The organism is Hephaestia sp. MAHUQ-44, assembly GCF_023806085.1.
Classification (GTDB): domain Bacteria; phylum Pseudomonadota; class Alphaproteobacteria; order Sphingomonadales; family Sphingomonadaceae; genus Sphingomonas.
In genome coordinates, this window is record NZ_JAMSLX010000003.1 from 292,780 (window position 1) to 303,661 (window position 10,882).

The 10,882-nt window shown below is 65.8% G+C and carries 9 protein-coding genes; all 9 read left to right on the forward strand.

The window, feature by feature from the left end:
* Positions 1–4: 4 nt before the first annotated feature.
* The 9 genes from NFE57_RS05390 (at position 5) to mmsB (ending at position 10,731) form a co-directional block, all read left to right on the forward strand.
* Positions 5–2,236, forward strand: coding sequence for a heavy metal translocating P-type ATPase (locus tag NFE57_RS05390; RefSeq protein WP_252134533.1), 2,232 nt, complete (start codon positions 5–7; stop codon positions 2,234–2,236).
* On the forward strand, positions 2,233–2,382 hold the full coding sequence (gene ccoS / locus NFE57_RS05395) for a cbb3-type cytochrome oxidase assembly protein CcoS (RefSeq protein WP_252134534.1): 150 nt from the start codon (positions 2,233–2,235) through the stop codon (positions 2,380–2,382). Before NFE57_RS05390 ends, ccoS begins: the two co-directional genes overlap by 4 nt.
* Complete coding sequence (locus tag NFE57_RS05400; protein ID WP_252134535.1) at positions 2,363–3,628, forward strand: NnrS family protein; 1,266 nt, start codon at positions 2,363–2,365, stop codon at positions 3,626–3,628. The genes ccoS and NFE57_RS05400 overlap by 20 nt, the downstream gene beginning before the upstream one ends.
* A 299-nt stretch (positions 3,629–3,927) precedes the next feature.
* Positions 3,928–4,923, forward strand: a complete 996-nt coding sequence (locus tag NFE57_RS05405) for an NADP-dependent oxidoreductase (RefSeq protein WP_252134536.1) — start codon at positions 3,928–3,930, stop codon at positions 4,921–4,923.
* 266 nt (positions 4,924–5,189) lie between these two features.
* The gene (locus tag NFE57_RS05410) at positions 5,190–6,686 is read left to right on the forward strand and encodes a CoA-acylating methylmalonate-semialdehyde dehydrogenase (RefSeq protein WP_252134537.1); all 1,497 of its coding nucleotides are present in this window, start codon (positions 5,190–5,192) and stop codon (positions 6,684–6,686) included.
* Between the two features lie 133 nt (positions 6,687–6,819).
* Positions 6,820–7,962, forward strand: a complete 1,143-nt coding sequence (locus tag NFE57_RS05415) for an acyl-CoA dehydrogenase family protein (RefSeq protein WP_252134538.1) — start codon at positions 6,820–6,822, stop codon at positions 7,960–7,962.
* A gap of 8 nt (positions 7,963–7,970) precedes the next feature.
* The gene (locus tag NFE57_RS05420; protein ID WP_252134539.1) at positions 7,971–9,014 is read left to right on the forward strand and encodes an enoyl-CoA hydratase/isomerase family protein; all 1,044 of its coding nucleotides are present in this window, start codon (positions 7,971–7,973) and stop codon (positions 9,012–9,014) included.
* An 11-nt stretch (positions 9,015–9,025) separates the two neighbouring features.
* Positions 9,026–9,802 (forward strand): enoyl-CoA hydratase, encoded by a 777-nt coding sequence (locus NFE57_RS05425; RefSeq protein ID WP_252134540.1) that lies wholly within the window; start codon positions 9,026–9,028, stop codon positions 9,800–9,802.
* A 29-nt stretch (positions 9,803–9,831) separates the two neighbouring features.
* Entirely contained in the window at positions 9,832–10,731 is a 900-nt protein-coding gene (mmsB, locus tag NFE57_RS05430; protein ID WP_353653868.1) for a 3-hydroxyisobutyrate dehydrogenase, read from the forward strand.
* Positions 10,732–10,882: the final 151 nt, after the last annotated feature.

Consider the following 10,882-nt stretch of genomic DNA (forward strand, 5'->3'; position numbering starts at 1 on the left):
TGCTGTGACCGGCACGCTTGTCTCGAGCCGGCTGTCGGCCGACGAGCTCGTGCTGGCGAGCCGCCTGGTCGAAGCGGGGACGCGACGCAGCGACCTGTCGGTCCCCGGCATCCGCTGCGGCAACTGCATCCGCAAGATCGAGGAGGCGATCCGGCCGCTGCCCGGCGTGGTCAGCGCCCGCGTCAACCTGTCGGCGCGCAGCGTTGCGGTCGACTGGCGCGAGCACGACGGGCCACCGCCGCTTGGGCCTGCGCTCGCCGCGCTCGGGTATGAAGCTTATCTCCGCGACAACGACACCGACGATCGCGATCCCGAACTCGGCCGCATGATCCGCGCGCTGGCCGTCGCCGGCTTCGCCGCAATGAACATCATGGGGCTGTCGGTCTCGGTCTGGTCGGGCGCGGCCGGTGAAACGCGTGATCTGTTCCACTGGCTGTCGGCCGCGATCGCCCTGCCCGCGCTCGCTTATTCGGGCCGCATCTTCTTCGCGTCCGCCTGGCAGGCGCTCAAGCACGGGCGCACCAATATGGACGTGCCGATTTCGATCGGCGTGCTGCTCGCCTTTTCGATGAGCCTGTACGATACCATCCACGGCCAGCCGCACGCCTATTTCGACGCGGCGACGTCGCTGCTTTTCTTCCTGCTGATCGGCCGCACGCTCGATCATATGATGCGTGCGCGGGCGAAAACGGCGGTGGCCGGGCTGGGGCGCCTCGCGGCCTATGGCGCCACCGTCATCATGCCCGATGGCACCAAATCCTATATGCTGACTTCGGCGATCAAGCCGGGGATGGTGATCCTGGTCGCGGCGGGCGATCGCATCCCGGTCGATGCGGTCGTGCACGAGGGGCGGTCCGATATCGACGCCTCGCTCGCCACCGGCGAGAGCGCGCCCGAAACCGTGGCCGCGGGCGCACGGCTGCGCGCCGGGATGCTCAACCTCACCGGTCCGCTCACGATCGTCGCGACCGCCGCCGCGCGGGACAGTTTCCTTGCCGAGATGATCGGGCTGATGGAAACCGCGGAGGGCGGACGCTCGCGTTATCGCCGGATCGCGGACCGGGCCGCGCGACTCTACGCGCCCGTGGTCCACAGCGCGGCATTGTTGAGCTTTCTCGGCTGGATGCTGGCAACGGGCGACTGGCATCGCGCGGTGACCATCGCGATCGCGGTGCTGATCGTCACCTGTCCGTGCGCGCTGGGGCTCGCGGTGCCCATGGTGCAGGTCGTCGCCGCGCGGGCGCTCTACGATCGCGGGATCATGGTCAAGGACGGCTCGGCGCTCGAACGCCTCGCCGAAGCCGATACCGTGGTGTTCGACAAGACCGGCACATTAACCATGGGCCAACCGACCCTGCGCCACCCCCAAACCATCCCTCCCCCGCTTCTGGCAATGGCGGCGCGGATCGCCGCCCATTCGCGCCATCCTTATGCGCAGGCCATCGCAGCAGCAGGAGGCAGCGTCACGCTCACGCCCGACACGATCGTCGAGCACCCGGGCGAAGGGCTCGAGGCCCGGATCGGGGACCATATCTGGCGGCTCGGGCGCGCCGATTGGGCGCTTGCCGAGGCGAGCGATGCGCGCGGTACCATATTGGCGCGCGATGGCGTGTTGGCGCAGGCTTTCACGTTTGACGATATGCTGCGCCCCCACGCCGTGGAGGCTGCCGCACATCTGCGTGCGCGCGGCTATCCGCTCGAGATCATGTCGGGCGATACCGAGCATATGGTCGCCGCCGTGGGCGCCGAACTGGGAATCGAGACGCGACGCGCTGGTCTGCTGCCGGTCGAGAAAACGGCACATCTGGCGACGCTTGCCGAGGCGGGCCGGAAGGTGTTGATGGTGGGCGACGGCCTCAACGACGCACCGGCGCTGATGGCGGCACATGTCTCGATTGCGCCGGGCAGCGCCGCCGATATCGGTCGTCAGGCGGCCGATCTCGTCTTCCTCCAGTCCGATCTTCAGGCCGTGCCCCAGGCAATCGAGGTGGCACTGGCGGCGAAGCGCCTGATCCGCCAGAACTTCGGGTTCGCTATCCTCTATAATGCCGTTGCCTTGCCGCTGGCGATCACGGGAATGGTAACGCCACTGATCGCCGCGCTGGCGATGTCGGGTTCATCGATCGTGGTCGTCGCCAACGCGTTGCGGCTCGCCTCGCGCGGGGCCGCACGCCAACCACGTCGGCGCAAAGCGGAAGGGCGGCCGGTACAACGACCGCTGGCGAAAGCGATATGAACATCCTGTGGTATCTGATTCCGATCTCGCTGGCGCTTGGCGCGCTTGGCTTGTGGCTGTTCTTCTGGGCGCTGAGGAGCGGCCAATATGAGGATGTCATGGGCGCAGCCGAGCGCATCCTGACGGATGACGATCGCCCGCTTTGATCACCCGGGGCTCTGGATTGTCGCAATGATGCAAAGCCGCGCCAGAGAAACGCAACGGACCACCGCGCAGATCGTTCGGGGTTATCGCGGACCGGCGCTGTTCAGCTTTGGGTTTCGGCCCTTCTTCCTGCTGGCGAGCGGCTTCGCCGCGGTCGCGGTACCGCTCTGGATCGCGGTCATGGCGGGCGGCGGCGACATCGCAGCGACGGTGACCCGCGACTGGCACATCCACGAGATGCTGTTCGGTTACACAGTCGCCGTCATCACCGGTTACATGATTATCGCCGGCGCGAACTGGACGGGGCATTATCCGGTCGCCGGCGCCCCGGTGATGGTGCTGGTCGCGCTCTGGTGCGCAGGGCGGGTGGCCATGCTGGGCTGGGGGCCGGAAAACACGGCGGCAATGGTCATCGACGCGGTCTTCCTACCTGTCTTTGCTGCCGCTTTATGGCGCGAGCAGATTGCCGCCCGCAACGGGCGCAACCTGGTGCCGTGTGTGGTGGTCACCCTACTCGCCGTCGCGAACATCGCTTTTCACCTGCGACTGGCGCAGCCCGATCTGGGCGCGATCGCGGAACGCCTGGCGCTGGGCCTGATCGCGCTGCTGATCGTCGTGATGGGCGGTCGCCTCGTGCCGAGTTTCACGCGCAACTGGCTGGCCCAGCAGGGTGCCGGGCGCGAACCCGTGCCCTATGACCGGTTCGATCTCGCAATTGCCATTCTCACGGCGGGCGCACTGCTATTGTGGCAGCTATTTCCCCATGCGACGGCAACGGGCTTGGCGCTCGTCTCGGCAGGGGTTGGAACCCTGTTGCGCCTGATGCGATGGCGCGGCTGGGAGGCGTGGCGGGCGCCGCTCGTATGGGGATTGCACCTCGGCTATCTCTGGCTGGCGCTCGGCCTGGTGCTGCTCGGTGCTGCGATCGTCTTTCCGGGGCAGGTTCCGCTGAGTGGTGCCATCCATGCGCTGACAGCGGGCGGGATCGGCACGATGACGCTGGCGATGATGACGCGCACCACGCTGAGCCATACCGGGCGAGCGCGGCGTAGCGGCTATGCGGCACCGGGCTCGTTCCTGCTTGTCACAATCGCCGCCGGGCTACGCGTGGCTGCGGCATTTTCCACGACTGCCGCTCAAGAGTTGCTGGCGTTCTCCGCACTGCTGTGGTGTGGCGCCTTCGCGCTCTACACGCTTGTCTACGGCCCGATGCTCATCAAGCCGCGCTGGTCGGCGCATCCGCGCTAGCCCCCTTTCCCACCCGCTCGATCAACGGCCAGCCAAGCGGGAATGGACGGTCACGCTGCCATTAGAGCATCGTTCTCCCACACCCAAGGTCCGCTTGAAGCAATCGATCGCGACCTGATAACTGCCTTCAAAATCGTACGATAGCCTCACCATCGGAAACAGACCATATTACCACCAAGGACAGATTGAATGGACAAGTTGACAATGTCGGCGGTGAACGCGGTAGCGGCTAAGCTGCACACCGACCCGGGACTGGCGCGCGAATATGCGGCAGCCCGCGCGGCGATGGGCATGCGTGCATGAACCGCCAGTGCGTTCTCGTCGCGCGTCCGACCGGCGTCGCGCAGGCCGAGCATTTCGCCATTGTCGATAGCCCCGCCCCCACCCTCGCCAAAGGCCAGATACGCGTGCGCAACGCCTATCTGTCGGTCGAACCCGCGATGCGCGGCTGGATCGCCGACGCCGGAAACTATGCTGCGCCGGTTGCGATCGGATCGGTGATGCGCGCCATCGCGGTGGGCGAGGTCATCGAAAGCGGCCATCCCGATTATCAGGTCGGCGAGCATGTCACCGGCTGGTTCGGCTGGCAGGAACAGGCCGTCGTCGATCCCGCGGACATCATCCGCCGCGTCACCGAAACGGACCTGCCGCTCTCGCTCAGCCTGGGCGTGCTGGGGATCAACGGGGTCACCGCGCATCTCGCGCTGACCCGGATCGGCGAGCCCAAGGCGGGCGATACGGTGGTCGTATCGACCGCAGCCGGTGCGGTGGGGTCGGCCGTCGGCCAGATCGCCAAAATATTGGGGTGCCGCACCGTCGGCATCGCGGGCGGCGCTGAAAAGGTCGCGCAATGCCTGACGCGCTTCGGTTATGACGCCGCGATCGACTACAAGGCGGACGATCTTGCTACAGCCCTGGCCGCCGCCTGTGCCGATGGTGTCGATGTCTATTTCGACAATGTTGCCGGCGCGATCAGCGATACGCTCTACCCACAACTCGCCATCGGCGCGCGCGTTGTCGTCTGTGGGACAGCCTCGATCGCCAGCTGGGATCCCTGGCCAGACGGTCCACGCATCGAGCGCCATTTGCTGGTCAAACGCGCCCGGATGCAGGGCTTTGTCATCTTCGATCATATGGACCGGTACGAAGCGAGCGTCGCCCAGTTGGCCCAATGGATCCGTAGCGGACAGTTGCGGTACGACGAAGACATATTGCACGGCCTGAACGCCTGCCCCGATGCGCTGGCGGGGCTCTATCGCGGTGAGAACAAGGGCAAGCGCGTCATCAAGCTATAGACGCTCGGGGCGATCACCCGCCGAGTGGCCCGATGCGATGGCGCCCAACCGTTTCCAACAGCCAGGTTTTGAACACCCGCACGCGCTCGCGCTGGCGGGTGTCCTTCGGGCTGTTCGCGGGTTTGCTTGAACAGCGATTGCCGGGAAGTCCTGAAGATCGTTCCGGGGGAATTGCTGCATATATGCAGGGCGCTATTGCATATACGCCTGTTGCCTGCAACAATGCGAAGGCGCACCTTGGGCTCCATAAAGAGGAGAAAAGGACCATGCGCACCATCGACCATTATATCGCCGGCCATGCAGGCGACGGGTCGGCTCGCAGCCATGACATTTTCGATCCCAATACCGGTCAGGTGCAGGCGCGCGTCACGCTCGGCACGCGCCGCGATCTGGATGTCGCGGTGGCAGCGGCCCAGGCCGCGCAGCCCGGCTGGGCGGCGACCAACCCGCAGCGCCGCGCGCGCGTGCTGTTCCGCTACAAGCAACTGGTCGAGGCGCATCTCGACGAACTCGCGCATCTGCTGTCGGCCGAACATGGCAAGGTGGTGGCCGACGCGCGCGGCGACGTGCAGCGCGGGCTCGATGTGATCGAGTTCGCGTGCGGCATCCCGCACGCGCTCAAGGGCGAATACACGCAAGGTGCCGGGCCGGGGATCGACGTCTATTCGATGCGCCAGCCGATCGGCGTGGTCGCCGGCATCACCCCGTTCAACTTCCCGGCGATGATCCCGATGTGGATGTTCGGCCCGGCGATCGCGTGCGGCAATGCGTTCATCCTCAAGCCGTCCGAACGCGATCCCAGCGTGCCGGTGCGGCTTGCCGAACTGATGGTCGAGGCGGGCGCCCCCGAGGGTATTCTTCAGGTCGTCCACGGCGACAAGGAAATGGTCGACGCGATCCTCGATCATCCCGCGATCGGCGCGATCAGCTTCGTCGGCAGTTCGGATATCGCGCATTATGTCTATCGGCGCGGCGCCGAAAACGGCAAGCGCGTGCAGGCGATGGGTGGCGCCAAGAACCACGGCATCGTCATGCCCGACGCCGATCTCGATGCGGTGGTCAACGATCTCGCAGGCGCGGCCTTCGGCAGCGCGGGCGAGCGCTGCATGGCGCTGCCGGTGGTTGTGCCCGTGGGCGACGAGACCGCCGATCGCCTGCGCGAGAAACTGCTCCCCGCGATCGCCGCACTGCGCGTCGGCACGTCAACCGATCCGCAGGCGCAATATGGCCCCGTCGTCACCGCCGAACACAAGGCCCGGATCGAGGGCTGGATCCAGACCGGCGTCGACGAAGGCGCCGAACTGGTGGTCGATGGTCGCGGGTTCGAACTGCAAGGGCATGAGCAAGGCTTCTTCGTCGGTCCGACGCTGTTCGATCGCGTCACGCCCGACATGCGATCGTACAAGGAGGAGATTTTCGGCCCCGTCCTCCAGATGGTGCGTGCGAAGGATTTCGAGGAAGCGCTGGCGCTGCCCTCGACGCACCAATATGGCAATGGCGTCGCGATCTTCACGCGCAACGGCCACGCCGCCCGCGAATTTGCCGCGCGCGTCAACGTCGGCATGGTCGGCATCAACGTGCCGATTCCGGTGCCGGTCGCCTATCACACCTTCGGCGGCTGGAAGCGCTCGGGCTTCGGCGACATCGATCAGCACGGCATGGAAGGCATGCGCTTCTGGACCCGGAACAAGAAAGTCACCCAACGCTGGCCCGACGGCTCGGCAACGGGCGAAAATGCCTTCGTCATCCCCACCATGGGGTGAGGGCAATGATCCGAACGGTCGCCGGTCATGCAGCGTCCAGAACCACAGGTAATGTCGCCGGCGATTCCGCGCGCCGGATCAAATCCGCTATAACGCAGGTACGAGCGCCCGACATGACGAAGGCAGGATTGCTATGACCCAGTTCGACCTCACCGATGATCAACGCGCGATCCAGGAGATGGCGCGCAAATTCACCGCCGATCGCATCACCCCCAACGCGGCCGAGTGGGACGAGAAGCACCTCTTCCCGCGCGCGGTGATCAAGGAGGCGGCCGATCTCGGCTTTGCGGCGATCTATGTCAGCGAGGAATCGGGCGGGATCGCGCTCGGCCGGCTCGAATCGGCGCTGATCATGGAAGCGATGGCCTATGGCTGCCCCTCCACCTCGGCGTTCATCTCGATCCACAATATGGCGTCGTGGATGATCGATCGGTTCGGGGCGCAGCGGCTCAAGGACAAATATCTGCCGAGCCTCGTCACGATGGACACGCTCGCGAGCTATTGCCTCACCGAGCCGGGATCGGGGTCGGACGCGGCGGCGCTCAAGACCAAGGCGGTGCGCGACGGCGATCATTATGTCGTCACCGGCACCAAGCAGTTCATCTCGGGCGGTGGCGAGAACGATCTCTATGTCGTCATGGTCCGCACCGGCGCGGAGGGCCCCAAGGGCATTTCGTGCCTGGTGATCGAAAAGGACATGCCGGGCGTGTCGTTCGGCGCGCAGGAACGCAAGCTCGGCTGGCATTCGCAGCCGACCGCGCAGGTGATGTTCGAATCCGTCCGCGTGCCGGTGGAGAATCTGGTCGGCGCCGAGGGCGAGGGCTTCCGCATCGCGATGATGGGGCTCGATGGTGGGCGGCTCAACATCGGTGCGTGCTCGCTCGGCGGCGCACAGCGCTGCCTCGATGAAGCGATCGCCTACACCAAAGACCGCCAGCAATTCGGCAAGGCCATCGCCGATTTCCAGAACACCCAGTTCACGCTTGCCGACATGGCCACCGATCTGGAGGCCGCGCGCGCCTTGCTTTACGTCGCGGCGGCCAAGGTCACCGCCCACGCGCCAGACAAGACGCGCTTCGCGGCGATGGCCAAGCGGCTCGCGACCGATACCGGCTCGTCGGTGGCCGATCGCGCGCTCCAGCTCCACGGCGGCTATGGCTATCTGATGGACTATCCGATCGAGCGTTTCTGGCGCGATCTGCGCGTGCATTCGATCCTCGAAGGCACCAACCAGATCATGCGCATGATCGTCGGCCGCGAACTGACACGGCAATAGGAATACGGATGACCCAGGACGTTCTCACGCCCGCCGAAGGCCGGGTCGGCCGCCTCCGGCTCAACCGCCCCAGAGCGCTCCACGCGCTCAACACCGCGATGTGCGGCGCCATGTCGGCGGCGCTCGATGCGTGGCGCGATGATCCCGCCATCGAGGCGGTGCTGATCGACCATGCCGAGGGGCGTGGTTTCTGCGCGGGCGGTGACATCAGGATGCTTGCCGCGAGCGGCAGCACCGATGGCGTCGCGGCGCGGGCGTTCTTCCGCACCGAATATCAGCTCAACCACTGCCTGTTCACCTACGCCAAGCCGACGGTTGCGTTCATGGACGGGATCACGATGGGCGGCGGCGTCGGCATCGCGCTCCCCGCCCGATTCCGGGTCGCGACCGAAAACACCAAATTCGCGATGCCCGAAACGGGGATCGGTCTGTTTCCGGACGTTGGCGGTGGCTGGTATCTGTCGCGGCTGCCGGGCCGGATGGGGCAATTCCTTGCGCTGACCGGGCATCGGCTCGACGGCGCCGAATGCGCCGCGCTCGGCCTCGCGACGCATTACCTGCCCGCCGATACGCTTGAAACGGCGAAGCGCCGGATCGCCGAGAGACCACAAGCGATCGCTGCGATCCTCGACGATCTCGCGATCGAGCGCCCCGAGGCGGCAATCCTCGCGCACCGCGCGGCGATCGATCGCCTGTTTGCCGCCGACAGCGTCGAAGCGGTGTTCGCCGCGCTCGCCGTCGATGGCGGTGATTGGGCCGCCAAACAGCTTGCGATCCTCAAAACCAAATCGCCCCAAACGATGAAGGTATCGCTACGCCTGCTCCACGATGGCGCGCGGATGGCGAGCTTCGCCGACGAGATGGCCCGCGAATATGCGGTCGCAAGCCGCGTCGTCCAGCGGCACGATTTTCTCGAGGGCGTCCGCGCAGTCATCGTCGACAAGGACAATGTGCCGCAGTGGAACCCCGCCACCCCCGAGGGCGTCAGCGATCACGTCATCGACCAGATTTTCGCCCCGCTCCCTGATGATGAGGCGTGGACGCCGCGATAACGGAGACAAAAATGCCCGATTACCAAACCCTGCTGGTCGAGAAGCGCGGCCGCGTCACGCTGATCACGCTCAACCGGCCGCAGGCGCTCAACGCGCTCAACGCGCAGATGCTCGACGATCTGCTTGCCGCGCTGGCCGCGTTCGATGCCGATGAAGGTCAGGGCTGTGCGGTACTCACCGGCAGCGAGAAGGCGTTCGCGGCGGGCGCGGACATCAAGGAGATGGCCGATATGGGTTTCGCCGCGATGTACGGCACCAACCATTTCGCGGGCTGGGAACGTTTCACGCAGACGCGCAAGCCCGTGATCGCGGCAGTCGCGGGCTATGCGTTGGGCGGCGGTTGCGAGGTGGCGATGATGTGCGATGTTATCCTCGCCGCCGACAGCGCCAAATTCGGCCAGCCCGAGATCAAATTGGGCGTCTCGCCCGGCATGGGCGGCTCGCAGCGGCTGACGCGCGCGGTCGGCAAGGCCAAGGCGATGGAAATGGTGCTGACGGGGCGGATGATCGGCGCCGAGGAAGCCGAGCGTGCCGGGCTGGTCAGCCGCGTGATCCCGGCCGCCGATCTGGTCGACGAAGCGATCAAGGTCGCAACCGCGATCGCCGCGATGCCGCCGCTGGCGGTGCTCGCGAACAAGGAAATGGTGAACGCGGCGTTCGAGACGCATCTGGCGCAGGGCATCCAATTCGAGCGCCGGCTGTTCAACGGTCTGTTCGGCACCGAGGATCAGAAAGAAGGCATGGCCGCGTTCGTCGAGAAGCGGCCGGGAACGTGGACGGGGAAATAGCATCGCCCTCCCGCGAAGCGGGCGTGGAGATCAGGAGACAGGATATGGCACGGATCGGTTTTATCGGGTTGGGCAATATGGGCGGCGGGATGGCGGCCAATCTTGCGAAGAAGGGCCATGACGTACACGCCTTCGATCTGTCCGAAGCCGCGCTCGATCGCGCCCGTAAGCACGGCTGCCTGCCCGCCGGCTCGGCCAAGGAGGCGGCTACCGATGCCGAGGCGGTCATCACGATGCTGCCCGCGGGCAAGCATGTCGAGCAGGTCTATGCCGACAGCGTGTTCGGCACCGTCTCGACCGCGGCGATCCTGATCGATTGCTCGACGATCGATGTCGCGACCGCAAAGCGCGTTGCCGATGCCGCCGCCGCCAAGGGGCTGACCGCGGTCGACGCGCCCGTCTCGGGCGGGATCGCGGCGGCGAATGCAGGCAGCCTGACGTTCATGGTCGGCGGCAGCGGCGAGGCGTTCGAGCGCGCCCAGCCGTTCCTCGCCGACATGGGCAAAGCGGTGATCCACGCCGGCGCCAACGGTGCGGGGCAGGCAGCCAAGATCTGCAACAACATGATCCTCGGCGCGACGATGATCGCGACGTGCGAGGCATTCGCGCTCGCCGGCAAGCTCGGGCTCGACGCGCAGGCCTTTTACGATATCGCCTCGGTCTCCTCGGGCCAGAGCTGGTCGATGACGAGCTATTGCCCGGTCCCCGGTGTCGGCCCCGAAAGCCCCGCCGATCACGATTATGCAGGCGGCTTCGCCACCGCGCTGATGCTCAAGGACCTGCACCTCGCGATCGAGGCAGCGGCGAGCGTCGATGCCGACACCCCCTTGGGCACCAAAGCCCGCGACCTCTACGAAGCTTTCGCCGCCCAGGGCAATGGTACGCTCGATTTCTCCGCCATCATCAAAAATATGGGCGCAAATAACTGACGATATTCGGGTTCTCTCAACTGGTCTGCCCCCCGCTGAGTGGCCCAGAGACTATGATAGTCTGGACCACGAAAGGGACGACGAATGCCGAGCAAGAAGCATAAGCCGGAAGAGATTATCGGCAAGCTGCGTGAAGTTGAGATTGTGCTGG

Excerpts from the sequence above, each read along its gene's own strand:
- NFE57_RS05420 (WP_252134539.1), top strand. The coding sequence starts at position 7,971 with ATGACCCAGGACGTTCTCACGCCCGCCGAAGGCCGGGTCGGCCGCCTC.
- NFE57_RS05425 (WP_252134540.1), top strand. The coding sequence starts at position 9,026 with ATGCCCGATTACCAAACCCTGCTGGTCGAGAAGCGCGGCCGCGTCACG.
- NFE57_RS05400 (WP_252134535.1), top strand. The coding sequence starts at position 2,363 with ATGACGATCGCCCGCTTTGATCACCCGGGGCTCTGGATTGTCGCAATG.
- ccoS (WP_252134534.1), top strand. The coding sequence starts at position 2,233 with ATGAACATCCTGTGGTATCTGATTCCGATCTCGCTGGCGCTTGGCGCG.
- NFE57_RS05415 (WP_252134538.1), top strand. The coding sequence starts at position 6,820 with ATGACCCAGTTCGACCTCACCGATGATCAACGCGCGATCCAGGAGATG.
- NFE57_RS05410 (WP_252134537.1), top strand. The coding sequence starts at position 5,190 with ATGCGCACCATCGACCATTATATCGCCGGCCATGCAGGCGACGGGTCG.
- NFE57_RS05405 (WP_252134536.1), top strand. The coding sequence starts at position 3,928 with ATGAACCGCCAGTGCGTTCTCGTCGCGCGTCCGACCGGCGTCGCGCAG.